The organism is Geodermatophilus sp. SYSU D00815, from assembly GCF_054050035.1.
This window is the reverse complement of the sequence record NZ_JBJGYO010000001.1, coordinates 285,614-305,779: the sequence shown is the minus strand read 5'-3', so window position 1 is coordinate 305,779 and position 20,166 is coordinate 285,614. Positions and strand designations below refer to the sequence as shown.

Below are 20,166 nucleotides of genomic sequence, written 5' to 3'. Positions count from 1 at the left end.
CGAGAAGAGGCCCTCCCCGGATGACCATCCAGATCCCCGCCGAGCTGCTCCCCGCCGACGGACGGTTCGGCTGCGGCCCGTCCAAGGTCCGCCCCGAGGCGCTGCGGGCCCTGGCCTCCGACGGCGCCGCGGTCATGGGGACCTCGCACCGGCAGGCGCCGGTGAAGAAGCTGGTCCGGCAGGTCCGCGAGGGGCTGACCACGCTGTTCGACCTGCCCGAGGGCTACGAGGTGGTGCTCGGCAACGGCGGGACGACGGCGTTCTGGGACGCCGCGATCTTCGGCCTGATCCGCGAGCGCAGCGCCTTCGGCACCTACGGCGAGTTCTCGGCGAAGTTCGCCTCCGGCGCGGCGGAGGCGCCGTTCCTCGCCGACCCGGTCGTCGCCAAGGGCGAGCCGGGCTCGCTGGCCCTGCCCGAGGCCGAGGCCGGGATCGACGTCTACGGCTGGGCGCACAACGAGACCTCGACCGGCGTGATGGCCCCGGTCGTGCGCCCGGCCGACGCCGACGACGACGCGCTGGTGCTCGTCGACGCCACCAGCGCCGCCGGCGGCCTGCCGGTCGACGTCGCCCAGACCGACGTCTACTACTTCGCGCCGCAGAAGAACTTCGGCGGCGACGGCGGGCTGTGGATCGCGCTCATGTCACCGGCGGCGCTGGCGCGGGTGGCCGAGATCAAGGCCTCGGGCCGCTGGATCCCCGGCTTCCTCGACCTGTCGATCGCCGTCGACAACTCGAGCAAGGACCAGACCTACAACACCCCCGCCGTCGCCACGCTGTTCCTGCTGGCCGACCAGATCCAGTGGCTGCTCGGCCTCGGCGGGCTCTCCGGCGCGGTGGAGCGCACCCGGGAGTCGTCGAGCCGGCTGTACCGGTGGGCGGAGAAGTCCGACGTCGCCACGCCGTTCGTGGCCGACCCCGACCAGCGCTCCTACGTCGTCGGCACGGTGGACTTCGCCGACGGCGTCGACGCGGCCTCGATCGCGAAGACGCTGCGGGCCAACGGCGTGGTCGACGTCGAGCCGTACCGCAAGCTCGGCCGCAACCAGCTGCGCGTGGGCATGTTCCCCGCCGTCGACCCCGACGACGTCAGCGCGCTGACCGCCTGCATCGACCACGTCGTCGAGCGCCTGTAGCGGAGGCCGGGAGTGCAGATCTGCTGCACTCCCGGCCTCCGCTACCGCGGCAGCCAGGTGTCCTTGGTGCCGGCGCCCTGCGCCAGGTCGCACACCCGCGAGGTCTCCGACGGCGCCACGCGGGTGAGCGGCGCCGGCAGCACCCGCACCCCCGAGCGGCCGGCCACCGAGAACACCCGCAGGTCGACCCGCCGGGGCACGAGCACGCCGTCGGCCAGGGTGGGCACGGTCGAGGGCTCCACGTGCTCGGCGGCGAGGAAGCGGTACGGGGCGGCGGCGACCTCGGCGTGCAGCTGGGCCAGCTCGGCCGCCGAGCACTCCGGCCCCACCACCGGCCGGCCCCCGCCGAAGAGGTCGACCGGCGTGACGACCAGCTCCTGCAGCCGGTCGCGCACCTCCGCCCACTGCGCGGGGTCGGCGAGCACCCACGTGCGCACGGACTCCAGCAGCGGCTCCTCGCCCAGGTAGAACCGGATCAGCCGGGGGACGACGGCGCCGGTCGCCGGGTGGTCGGCCAGCCCGTTGCCCGGCACGTTGGCCAGCGCCAGGGTGCCGGTGCGCACCCCCTCGGCCAGCAGCGCCCCCAGCTGGGCGCCGCCGGGCGTGCGGTGCGCCGGCAGCTCGGCGTCGTCGAACCGCCGGTAGAGCACGTCGACCGGCCGCCGGTCGCCGTCCAGCGACACCTCGACGCCGCCGTCGGGCCGCGGCCAGAGGTCCGCGGCCCGGACCAGCGGGACGCCGAGGGCGTCGGCCAGCAACCGGTGCTCGAACCAGGCGGGATCGGTCTCCCCCACGGTGAGGACGGCGATCCGCGGCGTCCGCGCGCAGGCCGGCGGGGCCGCGTCGGCGAGCGCCTGCCGCAGCAGCGGGACGGCGTCGCGCGGGTCGGCGACCCCCGCCGGGAGCAGGCCGGGGGCCACCGCGCGCACGGCGTCGCGGGCGGCCAGCGCGTACCCCAGGCCGGTGGGCACGCGCAGGTCGTCGGCCCGGACGACCCAGCGGCCGTCCTCGGTGCGCAGCACGTCGGTGCCGGCCACGGTCGCCCGCGGCTGGCCGCGCCAGGCCAGGCCGACCGCGGCGGGATCGCGGCCGGGGCTGTGCGCGACCGCCCAGGCGGGCAGCACGCCCGCGCGGACGACCTCCGGGTCGCGGTCGGGGTCGCCGCGCCGCCTGCCCGCCGCCCGGTACCCGTCGGCGAGGAAGGCCTCGAGCGCCCGGTGCCGCTGCTCGACGCCCGCGGCCAGCCGCGCCCAGGAGGCGGCGTCGACCAGCCGGGGCACCGGGTCGCACCCCACCGGCCGCACCGTCTGCCGCCCGTCGGCCCACCCGGCGACGACGACGCCGCGGGCGGCGCGCTCGGCGGCCAGGGCGGCCCCGAGCCGGTTCAGCCCGGGCGTCCCGAGGGAGTCGAGCACCGGCCCGAGCGGGGCGTAACCCGGGCGCAGGCCGCCGTCCGGGTCGACCGCCTCGTCACCGACCGGCGGGGCGTAGCCGCGAAGAGGACTCACAGGTGGGCATCGAACCAGGCCGCGACCCGTTCGCTCAGCTCCACGAGGTGGTCCCTCCCCACGATGGTGTGACCCTCGCCCGGCAGGAGCAGCAGCTCGCTGGGTGCACCGCGAGCCTGCAGCGCCTGGTGCGCCTGCACCGACTCGGCCACCGGCACGTTGGTGTCGCGGTCGCCGTGGCAGAGCAGCACCGGGGAGGTCAGCCGGTCCAGGTGGGTCATCGGCGAGATCGCGGCGAGCATGTCGCGGTCGGCGACCGGGTCGCCGTACTCGGTGACCGAGGCGGCGGCCATCCACGGCTCGGTGCCGGCGAAGAAGCTGCGCAGGTCGCTCATGCCGGCGAGGGTGGCGCCGGCGGCGAACAGGCCCGGCCAGCGGGTGAGCGCCACCAGCGTGAGGTAGCCGCCGTAGGACCAGCCGTGCGCGCCGACCCGGCCGGGCGCGGCGATGCCGGCGGTGACGAGGGCGTCGACGGTGGCGCGCACGTCGTCGAAGGAGGCCTCGCGGGCCGGGCCGTCGTCGGCGCACGTGAACGCCCGCCCGAACCCGCCCGAGCCGCGGACGTTCGGGGCGAACACGGTGAAGCCCGCGGCGACCAGCGACTGGGCGACCGGCGACCAGCCCGGCCGCTCCTGCCCCTCGGGCCCGCCGTGGAAGCTCACCACGGTGCGGTTCGGCCCGGTGGCCCCGCGGGGCACGTAGAGCCAGCCGGAGAGCTCGAGCCCGTCGGCGGCCTTGTACCGGTGCAGCACCGGGTCGACCAGCAGGTCGGGGTTGGGCCGCGGCGGCGCCGACGGCAGGGGCCGGGGAGCCGCGTCGCCCGAGAGCGGGACCAGCCACAGCGCGCGCGGCGCCCGGGGGCCGGTCAGCTCGGCCACCAGCAGCTCGCCGTCGCCCGACAGCGACCAGCCGGGCATCACCGGCTCCGGCAGGGGGACCTCCCGCACGACCGAGCCGTCGGCCAGGTCGTGGATGCGCACCTGCGTGACGCCCTCGCAGGTCCACACCGCGAGCACGGTGCCGTCGGCGCGGACGGCGTACCCGTCGAGGTCGGCGTCGGGGCGGCGCAGCAGCACCCGGCCCTCGCCCGGGACGCCGTCGTCGGACAGCGGGACGACGACGAGCCCGGCGCGGTCCTCCCCCGGCGCCCCGGGCAGCGAGGCGCGCACGTAGACCGAGCGGCCGTCGGGGCCGAAGCGGCCGTCCTCGGACGCGATGCCGCCGGGCGCGTCCAGCGGCAGCACCCGGCGCAGCTCGCCGGTGGCGACGTCGCCCAGCACGACGTGCCGGTAGCCGCGCGGGCCGCGGCGGGCCAGGACCCAGCGCTCGTCGGCGGAGACGGACGTGACGGCGAGGAAGCCGCCGCGGGCCAGGGTGCGCTGGGCGCCGCTCTCGGCGTCGACCAGGACGACGTCGGCGTCCGGTCCGTCGCCGGGGGCGATCGAGCAGACGTAGTGGCCCGGCCGGGTCCAGCCGCCGGCGAACACGGTGGCGAACGGGTCGGCGCCGGCGACGACCCGGTGGCCGGTGCCGTCGGGACGCACCACGTGCAGCTCGGCGCAGATGGAGCCGCCCGGGCTCACGAGGTACGCCAGCCACGCGCCGTCGGGCGACCAGGCGACGGAGACGACCTCCTCGTCGGGGCCGGAGACGACGGCGGGCGCCGTCTCCTGCGCGAGGGAGGCCACCTCCAGCCGCGGCAGCCCCGAGCGGTCGGAGACGTACGCGACGCGCGTCCCGTCGGGCGACAGCGCCGGGCACCAGGCGCCGGCGGCGCTCGCGATCTCGGTGACCGCGAGCCGGACATCGGTGGGCAGGCCCTCGACGACGGGCCCGCCCGGGCGAGGCGCGGTGGTCGTCCTCGGTACGGTCAGGGGGCTGGCCATCACACCTCCTCGTCTCGGAGTTCTCGCCGCCGGTGAGCGGGCGCGCGAGCGGCAGGATTCCACGTCGGACGGGTGAACCGGCTCACCTGCTGCGCCGCGCACCTCCCGTCGTCCCAGCGGCCCCACTGTCCTCCGCGGACGTTTCCGACAGGTGACGTGCCGCGCTCGGGCGTGCCTGCGCGCCGGCTCCCCGCGGCGCGGCTAGCCTCGGGGGCCAGGTCTCTCTCCCGGGGCCCCCGCCGCCGCACCCGTCAGGAGGTCGCCATGCGCAGACTGCGCCTCGTGGCCCTCTCCGACGACGGCAAGAGCCTCATCCTCACCGCCGAGGCCGCCGACGGCTCCGAGGAGCTCGAGCGGTTCGAGCTGCCCATCGACGAGCGGGTGCGCGCCGCCGCCCGCGGCGACGCCCGCCTCGGCGCGATCGAGGACCTCGGCAACACCCTGCCGCCGCGGGTGATCCAGGCCCGCATCCGCGCCGGCGAGACCCCCGAGCAGGTGGCCGAGGCCTCCGGCACCCGCGTCGAGCGGATCATGCGCTTCGCCCACCCGGTGCTTCAGGAGCGCGCCCGCGTCGCCGAGCAGGCCCGCGAGGCCCGCGTCCGGCTGTCGGAGGGGACGACGAACACCTCGCTCGACCGGTTCATGGCCGGCCGGCTGCGGCTCATCGGCGGCGACCCCGACGCCGTCCGCTGGGACGCCTACCGCGCCGACGACGGCTCCTGGGTGGTGGCGGCGGGCTGGAAGGCCGGCGGCAAGTCGGGCACGACGCTCTGGAGCTACGACATCCCCGCCCGCACCGTGACGCCGCTGGACGCCGCGACGATGGACTTCGCCGAGGGCACCCGCCTGGTGCGCGTCGTCCCCGACGTGCCCGGCGGCGTCGTGGCCCCCGCCCCGAACGCCCGCCCGGTGGCCGTGGTGCAGGAGGAGCCGGCCGAGGACGACGAGCCCGCCCCCGAGGCCCCCGAGCCAGAGCCCGAGCACGTCCGCGACGTCGCCCCGCCCGACGGCACGCCCGGCTCCGGCGACCCGTTCGCCGACGACCCCGAGCTGGCCGAGCACGACACCGTCGTCCTGGGCCGCACCGGCGAGGAGCCGGAGGACCCGCGCGCCCGCATCCCGGCGTGGGAGGACATCGTCTTCGGCGTCCGCCGCCACCGCTGACGGGCTTTCGGTGCAGAAACCCCGGCGCCCCCCGGGGCCTTCGGCGCAGAAAGCCCGGGGACGGGGAAACTCGTTCGCCAGGGAAATGACCGGCGCCTAGCCTCGCGGACGCCATGCCTGCCTCCCGCCCGCCCGAACGACAGCCCGAGCGGGGGCGGCTCGCCGCGCTGCGCCGGCTCCTCCCCTACGCCCGCCCCTACCGCGGCCTCGTGGCGCTCACCTTCACCGCGGCGCTGCTGGCCACGCTGGCGCAGCTGACGATCCCGCTGGTCACCGAGGCGCTCGTCGACGGCCCGCTGGCCAGCGGCGACCGGGCCGGGCTGTGGCCGCTGCTCGCCCTCGCGCTGGTGTTCGGCGTCGCCGAGGCCGGCCTGTTCTTCCTGCGCCGCTGGGCGATGGGCAAGAGCTGCCTGCAGCTGGAGCGCGACCTGCGGCAGGCCCTGTACGAGCGCCTGCAGCGGCTGCCGGTGGCGTTCCACGACCGGTGGGCCTCCGGCCAGCTGCTCTCCCGGGCGACCAGCGACATGGCCACGATCCGGCGGTTCGTCGGCTTCGGCGCCGTCTTCCTCGCCGTCAACCTGATCACCTGCGCGGTGGTCCTGGTCCTGCTGCTCGTCTCGTACTGGCCGCTGGGGCTGGCCGTCCTGCTCACCACGGTGCCGCTCACGCTGGTCGGGCTGCGCTGGGAGAAGCGGTACAACGAGCAGTCGCGGCGGGTGCAGGACCAGCAGGGCGAGCTGGCCACCGACGTCGAGGAGGCGGTGCAGGGCATCCGCGTGGTGAAGTCGCTGGGCCGCAGCGGGCTGGTGTTCGGCCGGTACGACGCCAGGGCCCGCGAGCTGCGCCGGTTGCAGCTGTCGAAGGTGCGCACGCTCGCCCTGCTGTGGTGCGTCTTCGAGCTGCACCCGCAGCTGACCCTCGCGCTGATCCTGGTCGGCGGCGCGTTCGCCGTCAGCGGCGGCGCGCTCACCGTCGGGGGGCTGGTCGGCTTCGTCGCGCTGTTCACCGTCCTGCTCTGGCCGATCCTCTCGCTGGGGTTCCTCCTCGCCCAGGCGCAGGAGGCCGCCAGCGCCTGCGACCGCGTCGGCGAGCTGCTCGACGAGCCGCTCGGGATCGCCGACCGCCCCGGCGCGCGGCCGGCCGCCGTGGGCTCGCCCGCCCGCCTGCGGTTCGAGGGGGTCGGCTTCACCTACCCGGGCTCGGCCACCCCGGTGCTCGACGGCGTCGACCTCGACCTCGCGCCGGGCGAGACGGTCGCCCTCGTCGGCGCCACCGGCTCGGGCAAGACCACGCTCACCGCCCTGGTCCCCCGCCTGCACGACGTCACGGCCGGGCGGGTCACCGTCGACGGCGTCGACGTGCGCGACCTGCCGCTGGAGCAGCTGCGCGGCGTCGTCGCGACGGCGTTCGAGGACGCCACGCTGTTCTCGATGAGCGTCCGGGAGAACCTCACCCTGGGCCGCCCGGACGCGAGCGAGGACGACGTCGACGAGGCGCTGCGCACCGCCCAGGCCGGCTTCGTGCACGACCTGCCGTGGGGGCTGGACACCCGCATCGGCGAGCAGGGCCTGTCCCTGTCCGGCGGCCAGCGCCAGCGGCTGGCGCTGGCCCGCGCGGTGCTGGGCCGGCCGTCGGTGCTGGTCCTCGACGACCCGCTGTCGGCCCTCGACGTGCACACCGAGGCGCTGGTGGAGGCCGCGCTGCGCGAGGTGCTCGCCGGCACCACCGCCCTGGTCGTGGCCCACCGCGCCTCCACGGTGCTGCTCGCCGACCGGGTGGCGCTGCTGCGGGACGGCCGCATCGCCGCCGTCGGCACCCACTCCGAGCTGCTGGCCGAGGTGCCCGCCTACCGCGACCTGCTGGCCCAGGACAGCGAGCTGGCGGAGGTGCTCCGGTGACCGCCGGCGACGGCTGGCGCGGCGTCGCCGCCGAGGACCGCGACGACCTCCCGGCCGACGCCGGGGTGTTCCTCCGCCGGCGGTCGCGGCGGCTGCTCGGCGAGCTGGCGCGCCCGCACCGGCGGTCGCTGTGGGGCCTGCTGCTCACCATCACGGCGCAGAACCTGGCCTGGTTGGCCGGGCCGTTCCTCATCGGCGTCGGCATCGACGTCGCCGTCCCGGCGCTGGTCGACGGTGACGCCGGGCCGCTGGTGCTCGTCGCCGGGGCGATGGTCGCCGCGGCGCTGCTCGACGCCGGCCTGCGGTTCCTGTTCATCACGTGGTCGGGCCGGGTCGGGCAGGCGGTGCTGCTGGAGCTGCGCCGCCGGGTGTTCCGGCACGTGCAGCGGCTGCCGCTGGCCTTCCACGAGCGCTACACCTCCGGCCGCACGATCAGCCGGCTGACCAGCGACGTCGAGGCGCTGGAGGAGCTGCTCGACGAGGGCCTGGACAACCTGCTCTCGGCGCTGTTCAGCGTGGTCGCGATCGGCGTCGTCCTGGTCGCCCTCGACCCGCCGCTCGGTCTGGTCGTGCTGCTCGGCTTCGCGCCGCTGGCCGTCGTGGTGCGCTGGTTCCAGCGGCACTCCACGGCGGCGTACCGGCGCACCCGGGAGACGATCGCCGCGCTGATCGTGCAGTTCACCGAGACCTTCGGCGGCATCCGCGCCGTCCAGGCGTTCCGCCGCGAGCCGCGCAACGACCGGCTGCACGCGCAGCTCAACGAGGGCAACCGGCGGGCGCTGGACCGGGCGTTCTGGCTGCTGGCCGTCTTCGTCCCCTCGGTGACGCTGATCGGCAACCTGGTCACCGTCGCCGTCCTGGGCTACGGCGCGTGGCGGGTGCTCGACGGCGACCTCGCCGTCGGCACGCTGGTCAGCTTCCTGCTCTACCTTCGCCGGTTCTTCGACCCGCTGCAGGACGTCGCGATGTTCTACAACTCCTACCAGTCGGCGGCCGCCGCGCTGGAGAAGCTCTCCGGCGTGCTGGAGGAGGTGCCCACCGTCGCCGAGCCGGCCGACCCGACCCCGCTGCCCGACCCCCGCGGCGACCTGGTGTTCGACGGCGTGACCTTCGGCTACACCGGCCGCACGGTGCTGCCCCACCTGGACCTGCACGTGCCCGCGGGGCAGACCGTCGCCCTGGTGGGGGCCACCGGCGCGGGCAAGTCGACGCTCGCCCGGCTCGCCGCCCGCTTCCACGACCCGGTGGCCGGCGAGGTGCGGCTCGACGGCGTCCCGCTGCGCCGGCTCGCCGACGACGACCTGCGCCGGGCCGTGGTGGTGGTGACCCAGGAGAGCTTCCTCTTCTCGGGGACGGTCCGCGACAACATCGCGTTCGGCCGGCCGGGGGCCACCCGGGACGAGGTCGAGGCCGCCGCCCGGGCGATCGGCGCGCACGAGTTCATCAGCGCCCTGCCGGAGGGCTACGACACCGACGTCAGCAAGCGCGGCGGGCGGCTGTCGGCGGGCCAGCGGCAGCTGGTCGGCTTCGCCCGCGCGTTCCTGGCCGACCCGGCGCTGCTCGTCCTCGACGAGGCCACCAGCTCCCTCGACGTCCCGAGCGAGCGGCTGGTCCAGCGGGCGCTGCGCACGCTGCTGGCAGACCGGACGGCGCTGATCATCGCGCACCGGCTGTCCACCGTGGAGATCGCCGACCGGGTGCTGGTCATGGAGGACGGCCGGCTCGTCGAGGACGGCTCCCCCGCCGAGCTCGCCGCTGGCGCCGGCCGGTTCGCCGACCTGCACCGCGCCTGGGCCGAGAGCCTGGTGTGAGCCGCTCGCACGGTTCACCCTGGTGGTAGCGGGGAAAGCGGGGAACGGCGGGCCGAGCGAGGGAGTTGCAACGGGCATGTCAGCGTCGGTGTCGATGCCGCTGGGCGGCGTCCAGGTCGGGTCCTACGACAGCTACGAGCAGGCACAGGCCGCGGTCGACTACCTCGCCGACGAGAAGTTCGCCGTCGAGAACGTCACGATCATCGGCTCCGACCTGCGGATGATCGAGCGGGTCACCGGCCGGCTGTCCTGGGGCCGGGCGATCGCCGCCGGTGCCGCCGGCGGCGCGTGGTGGGGTCTGTTCGTCGGCCTGCTGCTCGGCATCTTCGCCGCCGACGGGACCCAGTGGATCGGCTCGGTCATCGGTGGCCTGCTCATCGGCCTGGCCTTCGGCGCCGCGTTCGGCGCCATGGGCTACGCGGCCACCCGGGGACGGCGCGACTTCACCAGCACCAGCCAGATCGTGGCCAGCCGGTACGACGTCATGTGCAACCCCGCGCACGCCGAGGAGGCGCGCGCGCTGCTGGCCCGCTTCTCGCTGCGCGGGTAGTCAGGGGTCCAGCTCGGTCCGCTCCCCGAGCGGCAGCCACCGGAACCGGCGGCGGACCTCCTCCGGGGCGCCGGCGAGGTCCCGCTCGACCCCGTCGCGGCCCTGCGTGAAGTGGCTCCAGCCCTCGTAGTGCACCGGGACGACTGTGCGCGCGCCGGTGAGCCGGCAGACCTCCACCGCCTCCCGGCCGGTCATCGAGTACCGCAGCGGCCCGGTCACCGGGAACCGCACCCGGCCCAGGTGCAGCACCGCGGTGTCGACCCGCAGCCGGTCGGCGACCTGGCGCAGGCCGTCGAACAGCACGGTGTCGCCGGAGATCCACAGCACGCCGTCGTCGCCGCCGGCGGGCCGCAGCGCGAACCCGACGACGTCCCCCACGACCGGGCGGGACAGCGGCGGGCCGTGCCGCGCCGGGGTGGCCGTCACCTCCAGCGGCGGCCGGCCCCCGGCCTCCAGCGTCGTCGACGCCCACGGGCGCAGGCCGCGCGCCCCGCCGCCGAGCCGCGCGGCACCCGGCGCCGTGGTGACGACGACCGGGACCGACGGCAGCAGCGCGCGGCCGGCGTCGTCGAGGTTGTCGGCGTGGTGGTCGTGGCTGAGCAGCACCGCGTCGACGGGCAGCAGCGCCTCGGGCGGCAGCGCCGGCCCGGTCACCTTGCGGGAGCCGGTGCCCCAGCCGAACGCGTACCGCCGTCCCGGCCGGTCGAAGGTCGGGTCGGTGAGCAGCCGCCACCCGCCGTACTCCACGAGCAGGGTGGGCCCGCCGACGTGGGTGAGCCGCAGGCCCACCCGGGTCGACGTCACGACGCCCCGGCCACCTGCGGCCGCGTCCCGGTGGCGTGCGCCAGCGCCCACTCGAGCACCTCGTCGGCGATCGTCTGCCAGCCCTCCTGGGCCGGCAGCAGGTGCGCGTAGCCGGCGTGCTCGCGGACCTCGGTGACCGTGCTCCCGTGGTAGTGCTTGGCGTTCGACCGCTGCACCGACGGCGGCATGATGTGGTCCTCGCCCCCGGAGACGAACAGCAGGGGCGGCCGTGCCTCGTTGCCGTAGTCGACGTGGGCGTCCTGCGGGCCCGGCATGAGGTTGGCCAGCACCGAGTTCCACAGGATCCGGCCCGAGGCCGGGATGTGGTAGCGCTCGTACAGCCGGCGGGAGCCCTCCTCGTCCCAGGTGTTGCAGAAGGCGTAGTGCCACTGCTCCTCGGTGAGCCCGACGGCGCGGTGCCGGTTGGCCGGGTTCTTCAGCACCGCCCAGGTCGAGCGGATCTGCGACAGCGGCGTCACCTTGACGCCCTCGGTCGGCGCCGAGTTGAGCACCACCCCGACGGCGCCGTGGCCGCGGTCGAGCAGCAGCTGGGTGATGGTGCCGCCGGCCGAGTGCCCGATCAGGATCGGCGGCCCGTCGAGCGTGTCGAGGACGCCCTCCATGTGCTCGACGATCTGCGGCAGCGTGACCTCGGCGATCGGGGTCGGGTCGGCGTTGAGCGCCTCGACCTCGACCTCGAAGCCCGGGTAGGTGGGGGTGAGGACGCGGAAGCCCTTGGCCTCGTAGTGGGTCTTCCAGTTCTCCCAGCTGCGCGGGGTCACCCAGAACCCGTGGATGAGGACGATCGTGTCGGGGGCGGTCACGGCGGCTCTCCTCTCGGCGGCGGATGCGCGGCAGCCTGGCAGCGGGGCCGCGGGCCCGATGGCCTGTGCGTGCACGCCTCTGGTCCCTCCGTGCACGACCCGCCCGCCGTCCCCACCTGGGACTTCCCTCCTGCGGGACGGCGCTGACAGGCTCGGCCGCGCCACGGGGACCGCCGGCGAGGGACCGCTGATGCTGCTGCTCGACACCTCCGACGTGCCGCGCCGCGACCGCGCCGACGCCTTCGCCGGGGCGATGCAGGAGCTGGCCACCGCCTGCCGGGTCGACTACCGGGACCCGCAGGACGAGATGCGCATCCGGATGCGCCTGTGGCAGTACGGCGCGTCGGCGCTGCTGGCCACCGACGCGACGCGCTTCCGCCTCGTCCGCTCGGCCCGGCACGTCCGCATGGACGGCGCACCGGTGGTCGGCCTGTCCTTCCAGGCGCGCGGGCACGGCGAGTTCGCGCAGAACGGGCACGAGCAGCTGGTGCGCGGCGACGACCTGATGCTCGTCGACATGGCCGCGCCGTACTCCTTCGGGTGCGCGATCGGCGGCGGGGCGCGGGTCTTCCTGGTCCCCGGGGAGGTCCTGGGCCTGCCGGAGGACGTCGTCCGGGCCGCCGCGCCCCGGCTGCGCGCCAGCCCGCTGCACGACCTGGTCCGCCGCCACCTCGAGGAGGTGGCCGCGTCCGCCGACCACCTCGCCGACGATCCCGGCGCGGCCGCCCTGGGGACGGCGACGGTGGAGCTGGTGCGGGCGCTGATCGTCTCGGCCGCCGGTGACGGCCGGCGCGCGGCCGAGGTGCGCCACGACACCCTGCTGACCCGGGTGCGCGCCTACGTGCGGCAGCGGCTGCACGACCCCGGCCTCACCGTCGAGGCGATCGCGGCCGCGCACAACGTGTCGGTGCGCCGGCTTTACCGCACCTGGGCCGAGGCCGGGCTGAGCCTCGAGCAGTGGATCATCGACCAGCGCCTGGAGGCGGCACGGACGGCGCTGGTCTCACCGGCGGGGCTGCACCGGACGATCGCCGCCACCGCCCGGGCCTGCGGTTTCAGCGACCCCAGCCACTTCACCCGCCGCTTCCGGCGGGCCTACGGCGTCACCCCGCGCGAGTGGCAGCGGGTGGCCACCGGGGACTGAGCGCTCCGCCTCCCGCCGAGAAGGCGGTCCGTGCACGGGGCACGCGCAGCCGCGCCGCAGCGGCGTGCACGGATCGCACTCCCGGCCGCGCGCGAGCACCTCAGCGCAGCCGGTCGAAGGCGATCGCGGCCGCGGCGGCGACGCCGAGGGAGTCGACGCCGTGCCGCATCGGGATCCGCGCCCGCACCCGCGCCGCCCGCTGCGCCTCCGCGGTGAGCCCCGGCCCCTCGGCGCCGAGCAGCACCGCCGTCCGCGGGTGCTCCCGCGGGTCGAGCGAGGTCAGGTCGACGGCGTCCGCCGCCGGGGTCAGCGCCACGGTGAGGTAGCCGGCGTCGTGCAGCCGGTGCAGCCCGCCCGGCAAGTCGGGCAGGACGGCGAACGGCAGCGCCAGCACGTGCCCCATCGAGACCCGCACCGCCCGGCGGTAGAGCGGGTCGGCGCAGCGCGGGTCGAGCAGCAGGCCGTCGACGCCGAGCGCGACCGCCGACCGGGCGATCGAGCCCAGGTTCTCGGCGTCGTTGAGGGCCTCGAGCACGGCCAGCCGGCGCGGGGCGGCCGGGTCCGGGCCGGCCAGCAGGGCGTCGAGGTCGTCGGGCGGGCGCCGGTCGGCCGAGGCCAGCACGCCGCGGGTGAGGCGGAAGCCGATGACATCGGAGAGCACCCACTTGTCGGCCTCGTAGGCGGGGACGTCGTCGGGCAGGTCGAGCGCGGCGACGCGGCCGGGGACACCGAAGACCGCACGCACCCGGTACGGGGAGGCCAGCAACCGCTCCACCGCGGGCACGCCCTCGACGATCACCGGCCCGCTCCCCCGCGGCGTGCCCGGCCGGCGGTCGCCCGCCACCAGGTCGCGGAAGTCGGCCACCCGCGGGTCCTCGGGGTCGGTGATGAGCAGGGGCGCCGGCACGCCGTCGATCCTCCGGCACGGCCGGCGCCCGGGACCAAGGGCCCCGTTGACGCGGCCGCCGGAACTCATCTAGCGTTGAGTTCATCAGGTGTTGAATTCCCTGGGAGCGAGCATGGACAGCGCCGTCACCGTCACCGAGCTCGTCGTCGACCGCGGGGGGCGTCCGGTGCTGAAGGGGCTCTCGTTCGCCGTCCCGACCGGGCAGGTGACCGGGCTGCTCGGCCCGAGCGGCAGCGGCAAGACGACCCTCATGCGCGCCGTCGTCGGCGTGCAGAAGGTCCGCTCCGGGGAGGTGACGGTCCTCGGGGAGCCGGCCGGCTCGCCCGGGCTGCGGACCCGGGTGGGCTACGTGACCCAGTCGCCGAGCGTCTACCCCGACCTGACCGTGCGGGAGAACGTCCGCTACTTCGCGGCGCTGCACGGCATGGGCGCCCGCGAGGCCGACGCCGCGCTGCACGACGTCGGGCTCGGCGACGCGGCCGGCCAGCTCGTCGCCGACCTCTCCGGCGGACAGCGCGGCCGGGCCTCGCTGGCCTGCGCGCTCGTCGGCGCGCCCGAGGTGCTCGTCCTCGACGAGCCCACGGTGGGCCTGGACCCGGTGCTGCGGGTCGAGCTGTGGGACCGGTTCCGCGCACTCGCCGCGGCCGGGACGACGCTGCTCGTCTCCAGCCACGTCATGGACGAGGCGGGCCGCTGCGACCGGCTGCTCCTGCTGCGCGACGGCGAGCTGCTCGCCGACGCCACGCCGGCCAGGCTGCGCGCCGAGTCCGGCACCGACGACCTCGACGAGGCGTTCCTGACCCTCGTGCGCAACCGCCTGGAGGTGGGCGTGGGCGGACAGGGGCGTGAGCACCGCAGCGAGGGACGAGCGAGGAGCGGAGCGCCCCGCGGGAGCGAACAGGAGAGCCGAGCGTGAGCACCACCCTGACCCGAACCGACGTCCGGGAGCCGAGCGCGTTCTCACCCCGGCTCACCGGCGCGACCACCGCCCGCGTGCTGCGCCAGCTGCGGCACGACCACCGCACCGTCGCGATGATGCTGGTCCTGCCCAGCCTGCTGCTCGGCCTGCTCCACCTGCTGTGGAAGGACGTGCCGGCGCTGCCCGGGCAGCCGGGGATCTTCGACCGGGTCGGCCTGACGATGCTCGGCATCTTCCCGTTCGTCGTGATGTTCCTGGTCACCAGCATCGCGATGCTCCGCGAGCGCACCAGCGGCACGCTCGAGCGGCTGCTCACCACCCCGCTCGCCCGCCTCGACCTGCTGCTCGGCTACGGCGCGGCCTTCGGCCTGGCGGCGGCCCTGCAGGCGGCGGTCACGGTCACCGTCGCCACCACCCTCTACGACCTCGACGTCGCCGGGTCGCTGTGGCTGGTCGGGCTCATCGCCGTCGTCGACGCGGTGCTCGGCGTCGCGCTCGGGTTGCTGGCCAGCGCGTTCGCGCGCAGCGAGTTCCAGGCCGTGCAGTTCATGCCGGTGGTCGTGCTGCCGCAGTTCTTCCTGTGCGGCCTGCTCGTGCCCCGCGAGCAGATGGCCGGCTGGCTGCAGGCGATCAGCGACGTCCTGCCCCTCACCTACGCGGTCGAGGCGCTGCAGGAGGTGGGACGCTCGGCGGCGGAGACCGGCACGATGTGGCGGGACGTCGCGATCGTCGCCGGGGCCGCCCTCGTGGCGCTGGCCCTGGCGGCGGCCACCCTGCGGAGGAGGACCAGCTGAGCGCACCGGACCCCCGCCCGCTGCGGCCCGCGGGCCGGCGGCCGGGCAAGCCCGGCACGCGGGAGGCGGTCCTGGCCGCCGCCCGCGCGCTGTTCGCCGAGAGGGGGTTCGACGGGGCGACGATCCGCGGCATCGCGGCCGTGGCGGGCGTCGACCCGGCGCTGGTCCACCACTACTTCGGCAACAAGGACAAGCTGTTCCTCGCCGCCGTCGAGGCGCCGGCCGACCCGGACGAGCTGCTGCCCGAGGTGCTCGCCGGCGGCCGGGAGGAGCTGGGCCGCAACCTCCTGCAGATGTTCCTGCGGGTGTGGGACGGCCCGGCCCGGGCCGGGGGGCTCGCCCTGGTCCGGTCGGCCGTGGGCAGCGAGTGGACGGCGCGGCTGCTGCGGGAGTTCCTCGTCGCCCGGGTGCTGCGCCGCGTCGTCGGGACGCTGGGCTACTCCCCCGCCGAGCGGGACGCCCGCGGCGCGCTGGTGGGCTCCCAGCTGATCGGCCTGGTCATGACCCGCTACGTCCTGAAGCTGGAGCCGATCGCCTCGGCGTCGCGGGACTCCCTGGTCGAGGCGTACGCGCCCACGCTGCAGCGCTACCTCACCGGCGACGTCGCCCTCCCGGGGTGAAACGGGGCCGTTCCGCGCGGGCAGCCCCTAAGCTGCCGCCTCGATGAGTGGGCACGAGGGGTTCCGGTTCGCCCAGGACCCGCTGGCCGACCCCGTCTTCGGCACCGCGGACACCGCGGCGCCCGACGGGCCGGCGGCGGTCTGCCGCGACGTCGTGAAGACCTACCGGACGGCGACCGAGTCGGTGACCGCCCTCGACGGGGTCACCCTCGCCATCCCGCGGGCCCGGGTGACGGTGGTGGTCGGGCCGTCGGGGTCGGGCAAGTCGTCGCTGCTGCGCCTGCTGGCCTGCGTGGACCGGCCCGACTCCGGCGAGGTGTCGGTGGCCGGGCAGCGGGTGGACGCCCTCCGCGCCCGGGCCCGCCGGAAGCTGCGGCAGCGGCAGGTCTCCTACCTCTTCCAGCGGCCCGGCGAGAACCTGCTCCCCTACCTGGACGCCGCCGGCCAGGTGCGCCTGGCCGCCCAGCTGCGCGGCGCGCGGGTGAGCGACGCCGACGTGCAAGGGCTGCTCGACCGGCTCGGGCTCGGCCCCCGCGCCGACCACCGGCCGGCCCAGCTCTCCGGCGGCGAGCAGCAGCGGCTGGCGGTGGCCTGCGGCGTGGTCGGCGACCCGGCGCTGGTGGTGGCCGACGAGCCCACCGCCGAGCTCGACACCGCCGCCGCCGAGCGCGTCCTGGCCGCGATGGAGGACCTGTCGGCCTCCGGCGTGGGCTTCGTCATCTCCTCGCACGACCCGCGGGTCATGGCGATCGCCGACGGGTTCGTCCGCCTCGACCACGGCCGGGTGGTGGCCGCGTGACCGGCTTCCGGGGGGTCGGGCTGCGCAAGACGTTCACCCGGGGCAGCGAGCCGGTGCACGCGCTCGACGGGGTCGACCTGGGCGTGGCCGGCGGGGAGCTTGTGGCGCTGGTGGGGCCGTCGGGGTCGGGCAAGAGCACCCTGCTGGCGCTGCTCTGCGGCTGGGAGCGCGCCGACTCCGGCACGCTCACCTACGGTGGCGCGCTCGCCGGCCGGCCGCCGGCGGGCCTGGGCTGGCCGGAGCTGGCCCTGGTGCCGCAGGCGCTGGGCCTGGTGCCCGACCTGTCCCTGGCCGACAACGTGCTGCTGCCCGCCCGCCTCCGCGGCGGGGTGGCCGCGGCCACCGAGCGGGCCGAGCAGCTGCTGGCCGACTTCGGCATCGCCCACCTGGCCGACCGCTACCCGCACCAGGCGTCGCTGGGCGAGCAGCAGCGGGTCGCCGTCGCGCGGGCGCTGCTGCTGCGCCCCGCCGTCCTGCTGGCCGACGAGCCGACCGCGCACCAGGACCGCGGCCACGCCGACGCGCTGCTCGACGCCCTCACCGACCTGGCCCGCGAGGGCTCCGCGGTGCTGGTCGCCACGCACGACGAGATCGCGTGGTCGCGCGCCGACCGGGTGGTCTCCATGCGCGACGGCCGGCTGACCGAGGGGGCGCCGGCATGAGCCGGCCCCCGCTGTGGCGGCTGCCCCCGTGGAGCCGCGCCCCCTGGCTCGGGTTGCGCTCCCCGGCCGCCGTCGTCGCCGTCCTGGTGACGTCGGCGATCCTGGCCTGCGCGGTCGCCTCCGCGCCGCTGTTCCTCTCGTCCGCGCGCTCGGCGGCGCTGCAGGAGCAGCTGGCCCCGCAGTGCGCCGAGGCCGGCTGGCAGATCACCGGGGGCGGCTACGCCGTCCCCGTGGGGACGGCGCCCGAGGAGATCGCCGACCTGGCCGACGGGCAGCGACTCGCCTGGCAGGACCGCGGGTTGGAGAGCGAGCCGGTGCGCCTGATCGACCGCGCCATCGGCTCGGGCGGCAACCCGCAGTTCGGCATGCTCGTGCAGGACCCGGCCGGCGCGCGGCTGAGCCAGCCGGCCAACGTGATCTGGCGGCCGGGCATCACCCAGCACGTGGCGGCCGTCGAGTCCTCGGACACCAGCGGCGTCTGGCTGCCCGCCTCCTACGCGGAGGCGGCCCGGGCCGGCATCGGGGACACCATCACCATGGGCGGCCTCACGGTGCCGGTCGCCGGGATCTACACCGACCTGTTCGAGACCGACCCGGGCCCCTACTGGTGCGACTACGGCGATCTCTTCCTCAACCTGGCGTCGGCCAACGTGCCTCCACCCGCGCTGGTGCTGGCCACCGACGAGGCGACCTTCTACCGGCTGGCGTCCGCCGCCGGCCTGATGGCCGTGAGCGAGCAGGTGCCGGTCGACCGGGCGTCGCTGTCGGTCGCCGACGCGCGGCGGCTGCTCGACGAGCAGCAGGACGTCGTCACCGAGGTCGAGGCCACCGCGCCCCCGCAGCTGGTCGACGCGGGTGGCAGCGAACGGCTGGCCGACGCGGTGCGGCGGGCCGAGACGATCGAGCGGGGGCTGCAGGGCCCGGTGCTCCCGGTCGCGATCGCCGGCGGCCTGCTCGCCCTGGTGCTGGTCGCGGCGGCCGGCAGCTTCTGGGCCGACCGGCGGGCCAAGGAGGTGCGGCTGCTGGCCGCCCGCGGCGTCGGCCCGGTCCCCCTGGCCGGCAAGGCCGCGCTCGAGCTGGGCCTGCCCGCCCTCGCCGGCGCCGCCCTGGGCTGGGCCGTGGCCCGGCTGCTCATCGCCGGCCTCGGACCGGCCGACGACCTCGACCCCGCGGCCACGACCGCCGCGCTCCGGGCCGGCGTCGCCGCCTTCGTCGTCGGGCTGGCCTGCGCCGCCGTCGTCGCGGGGCTGCGCGCCCGCGGGACGGCGGAGCACCCGCTGGGCGCGGCGCCCCGCTGGCCGGCGGCCGTCCCGTGGGAGCTCGCGCTGCTGGTCGCCGCCGGCTGGTGCTGGGTGCTCATGGAGAGCCGCGACGCGATCGTCGCCGAGGGCGGCGTGGCGCAGGTCAACGGCCTGCTCGTGGCCTTCCCCCTGCTCGGCCTGGCCGGCGCCGCCGTGCTGCTCACCCGCCTGCTCACCCGCCTGCTGCCGGCGCTGCGCCGCGCCGCGGCCCGCCGCTCCCCGGCCGTCCACCTGGCGGTGAACCGGCTGGCCGCCGCCCGTCTGGCGACGGCGACCCTGCTGGTCGCGGTGACCCTGCCGGTCGCCGTCCTCGGCTACACCGCCACGCTGACCTCGAGCTCGCAGGCCACCCTCGACGCGAAGGTGGGCGTGCAGGTGGGCGCGGGGCGGGCGGTCGTCAGCATCGCCCGGATCGAGCGCGACGCCACGACCGCCGACGTCGGCACGGTGGTGGACCGCTACAACGGCAGCGCGGCGGGCGCCGGGGGCGACCGCGTGGACGTGCAGGTCCTCGCGGTGGACCCGGCCACGTTCGCGGGCGCCGCCTACTGGCAGGACAGCTTCGCCGACGCCTCGCTCGACGACCTGGTCGCCGCGCTGCGCGGCCCGGACGTCGACGGCCGGCTGCCGGTGGTCGCCCTCGGCCTGCCCGAGGGGGACGCCGGCCTGCGGGTCGGCTCCACCGAGGTGCCCGCCGAGGTGGTCGAGACCGCCGACGTCCTGCCCGGCCGCCGCGCCGACGCCCCGCTGGTGCTCGTCGCGTACGACCGGCTGCCCGAGATCCCCCGCCAGGCCGGCGCCGACCGCGTCTCGGAGCTGTGGACCGACGCGCCACGGGCCGGGGCGGTGGAGGCGGCGACGGCGGCGGGCGCGACCGGGATCCGGGTCGTGGAGCCCGACGACGTCTTCACCACCGCCAACTTCCTCGGCATCACCTGGACGTTCGGCTACCTCTCGGCGCTGGCGGTCTTCGTCGGCGTCATCGCGGTCGGCGGCCTGCTGCTCTACCTGGAGGCGCGCAGCCGCACCCGGGTCTCGGGGTACGTGATGGCGCGGCGGCTCGGGCTGTCGAAGGGGGCGCACCTGCGCTCGCTGGTGGTGGAGCTCGCCGGGGTGGCGCTGGTCGGGCTGGTGCTGGGCGCCGCGCTCGCGGCGGCGGCGGTCGCGGTCGTCTACCGGCGGCTCGACGTCGACCTGCTCCGGCCGCCGACGCCGCTGCTCGACGTCCCGTGGGTGGCGGTCGGGCTCACCGGGCTGACCGCCGTCGTCGTCGCCGTCCTGGCCGCGCTGTACGCCCAGCGGGCCGCCGACCGGGCCGACCCGGCGAGCGTCCTGCGCGAGGACGCCTGACCGGTCGGGCCACGATCAGCTGAGCTGATCGCGGGAGGTCCTCCCCCACGTCGCACCGCGCGGGAGGACCTCTCCGGATCAGGTGGGCT

Annotated in this window: 17 protein-coding genes; 12 read left to right on the top strand and 5 right to left on the bottom strand. The window is 76.5% G+C overall.

Features of this window, described 5'->3' with window-relative positions:
• The first annotated feature begins 20 nt into the window (after positions 1–20).
• Positions 21–1,136, top strand: coding sequence for a phosphoserine transaminase (gene serC / locus ACI78S_RS01530; RefSeq protein WP_456970428.1), 1,116 nt, complete (start codon positions 21–23; stop codon positions 1,134–1,136).
• A 41-nt stretch (positions 1,137–1,177) separates the two neighbouring features.
• On the opposite strand, the gene ACI78S_RS01525 is transcribed toward serC, so the two are convergent.
• Both ACI78S_RS01525 and ACI78S_RS01520 read right to left on the bottom strand, forming a co-directional pair.
• Positions 1,178–2,644: a circularly permuted type 2 ATP-grasp protein gene (locus ACI78S_RS01525; RefSeq protein ID WP_456970427.1), complete on the bottom strand. Its 1,467-nt coding sequence runs from the start codon at positions 2,642–2,644 to the stop codon at positions 1,178–1,180.
• Complete coding sequence (locus ACI78S_RS01520; RefSeq protein WP_456970426.1) at positions 2,641–4,530, bottom strand: prolyl oligopeptidase family serine peptidase; 1,890 nt, start codon at positions 4,528–4,530, stop codon at positions 2,641–2,643. The genes ACI78S_RS01525 and ACI78S_RS01520 overlap by 4 nt, the downstream gene beginning before the upstream one ends.
• A gap of 264 nt (positions 4,531–4,794) precedes the next feature.
• Here ACI78S_RS01520 and sepH point away from each other — a divergent pair, with 264 nt between their 5' ends.
• From sepH to ACI78S_RS01500, 4 genes are all read left to right on the top strand, one after another.
• Complete coding sequence (gene sepH / locus ACI78S_RS01515) at positions 4,795–5,694, top strand: septation protein SepH (protein WP_456970425.1); 900 nt, start codon at positions 4,795–4,797, stop codon at positions 5,692–5,694.
• A 113-nt stretch (positions 5,695–5,807) separates the two neighbouring features.
• Entirely contained in the window at positions 5,808–7,592 is a 1,785-nt protein-coding gene (locus ACI78S_RS01510) for an ABC transporter ATP-binding protein (RefSeq protein WP_456970424.1), read from the top strand.
• Positions 7,589–9,403 (top strand): ABC transporter ATP-binding protein, encoded by a 1,815-nt coding sequence (locus ACI78S_RS01505; protein ID WP_456970423.1) that lies wholly within the window; start codon positions 7,589–7,591, stop codon positions 9,401–9,403. Before ACI78S_RS01510 ends, ACI78S_RS01505 begins: the two co-directional genes overlap by 4 nt.
• A 76-nt stretch (positions 9,404–9,479) precedes the next feature.
• Complete coding sequence (locus ACI78S_RS01500) at positions 9,480–9,953, top strand: general stress protein (RefSeq protein WP_456970422.1); 474 nt, start codon at positions 9,480–9,482, stop codon at positions 9,951–9,953.
• Here ACI78S_RS01500 and ACI78S_RS01495 read toward each other — a convergent pair whose 3' ends face one another.
• Together ACI78S_RS01495 and ACI78S_RS01490 are read right to left on the bottom strand one after the other, a co-directional pair.
• Positions 9,954–10,757, bottom strand: coding sequence for an MBL fold metallo-hydrolase (locus ACI78S_RS01495; protein WP_456970421.1), 804 nt, complete (start codon positions 10,755–10,757; stop codon positions 9,954–9,956).
• Entirely contained in the window at positions 10,754–11,581 is an 828-nt protein-coding gene (locus tag ACI78S_RS01490) for an alpha/beta hydrolase (RefSeq protein WP_456970420.1), read from the bottom strand. The genes ACI78S_RS01495 and ACI78S_RS01490 overlap by 4 nt, the downstream gene beginning before the upstream one ends.
• Positions 11,582–11,771: 190 nt before the next feature.
• Here ACI78S_RS01490 and ACI78S_RS01485 point away from each other — a divergent pair, with 190 nt between their 5' ends.
• Positions 11,772–12,725 carry a helix-turn-helix domain-containing protein gene (locus tag ACI78S_RS01485; protein WP_456970419.1) on the top strand — a complete coding sequence of 318 codons (954 nt, stop codon included), beginning with the start codon at positions 11,772–11,774 and terminating at the stop codon, positions 12,723–12,725.
• A 100-nt stretch (positions 12,726–12,825) separates the two neighbouring features.
• Here ACI78S_RS01485 and ACI78S_RS01480 read toward each other — a convergent pair whose 3' ends face one another.
• Positions 12,826–13,632: a TrmH family RNA methyltransferase gene (locus tag ACI78S_RS01480; protein ID WP_456970418.1), complete on the bottom strand. Its 807-nt coding sequence runs from the start codon at positions 13,630–13,632 to the stop codon at positions 12,826–12,828.
• Between the two features lie 112 nt (positions 13,633–13,744).
• Here ACI78S_RS01480 and ACI78S_RS01475 point away from each other — a divergent pair, with 112 nt between their 5' ends.
• Genes ACI78S_RS01475 through ACI78S_RS01450 form a run of 6 tightly spaced genes read left to right on the top strand, consistent with a single transcriptional unit; the run spans position 13,745 to position 20,077 of the window.
• Positions 13,745–14,548: an ABC transporter ATP-binding protein gene (locus ACI78S_RS01475; RefSeq protein WP_456970417.1), complete on the top strand. Its 804-nt coding sequence runs from the start codon at positions 13,745–13,747 to the stop codon at positions 14,546–14,548.
• Positions 14,545–15,345, top strand: a complete 801-nt coding sequence (locus tag ACI78S_RS01470) for an ABC transporter permease (protein ID WP_456970416.1) — start codon at positions 14,545–14,547, stop codon at positions 15,343–15,345. Before ACI78S_RS01475 ends, ACI78S_RS01470 begins: the two co-directional genes overlap by 4 nt.
• The gene (locus ACI78S_RS01465; RefSeq protein ID WP_456970415.1) at positions 15,261–15,965 is read left to right on the top strand and encodes a TetR/AcrR family transcriptional regulator; all 705 of its coding nucleotides are present in this window, start codon (positions 15,261–15,263) and stop codon (positions 15,963–15,965) included. The genes ACI78S_RS01470 and ACI78S_RS01465 overlap by 85 nt, the downstream gene beginning before the upstream one ends.
• A 43-nt stretch (positions 15,966–16,008) precedes the next feature.
• The gene (locus tag ACI78S_RS01460) at positions 16,009–16,764 is read left to right on the top strand and encodes an ABC transporter ATP-binding protein (RefSeq protein ID WP_456970414.1); all 756 of its coding nucleotides are present in this window, start codon (positions 16,009–16,011) and stop codon (positions 16,762–16,764) included.
• Positions 16,761–17,426: an ABC transporter ATP-binding protein gene (locus tag ACI78S_RS01455; protein ID WP_456970413.1), complete on the top strand. Its 666-nt coding sequence runs from the start codon at positions 16,761–16,763 to the stop codon at positions 17,424–17,426. The genes ACI78S_RS01460 and ACI78S_RS01455 overlap by 4 nt, the downstream gene beginning before the upstream one ends.
• Positions 17,423–20,077 carry an FtsX-like permease family protein gene (locus ACI78S_RS01450; RefSeq protein ID WP_456970412.1) on the top strand — a complete coding sequence of 885 codons (2,655 nt, stop codon included), beginning with the start codon at positions 17,423–17,425 and terminating at the stop codon, positions 20,075–20,077. The genes ACI78S_RS01455 and ACI78S_RS01450 overlap by 4 nt, the downstream gene beginning before the upstream one ends.
• Positions 20,078–20,166: the final 89 nt, after the last annotated feature.

What these genes read in the sequence shown, in the direction of transcription:
- ACI78S_RS01460 (WP_456970414.1), top strand. Translation starts at nt 16,009, where the DNA reads ATGAGTGGGCACGAGGGGTTCCGGTTCGCCCAGGACCCGCTGGCCGAC.
- ACI78S_RS01475 (WP_456970417.1), top strand. Translation starts at nt 13,745, where the DNA reads ATGGACAGCGCCGTCACCGTCACCGAGCTCGTCGTCGACCGCGGGGGG.
- ACI78S_RS01500 (WP_456970422.1), top strand. Translation starts at nt 9,480, where the DNA reads ATGTCAGCGTCGGTGTCGATGCCGCTGGGCGGCGTCCAGGTCGGGTCC.
- ACI78S_RS01520 (WP_456970426.1), bottom strand. Translation starts at nt 4,530, where the DNA reads ATGGCCAGCCCCCTGACCGTACCGAGGACGACCACCGCGCCTCGCCCG.
- sepH (WP_456970425.1), top strand. Translation starts at nt 4,795, where the DNA reads ATGCGCAGACTGCGCCTCGTGGCCCTCTCCGACGACGGCAAGAGCCTC.
- ACI78S_RS01485 (WP_456970419.1), top strand. Translation starts at nt 11,772, where the DNA reads ATGCTGCTGCTCGACACCTCCGACGTGCCGCGCCGCGACCGCGCCGAC.
- ACI78S_RS01450 (WP_456970412.1), top strand. Translation starts at nt 17,423, where the DNA reads ATGAGCCGGCCCCCGCTGTGGCGGCTGCCCCCGTGGAGCCGCGCCCCC.
- ACI78S_RS01510 (WP_456970424.1), top strand. Translation starts at nt 5,808, where the DNA reads ATGCCTGCCTCCCGCCCGCCCGAACGACAGCCCGAGCGGGGGCGGCTC.
- serC (WP_456970428.1), top strand. Translation starts at nt 21, where the DNA reads ATGACCATCCAGATCCCCGCCGAGCTGCTCCCCGCCGACGGACGGTTC.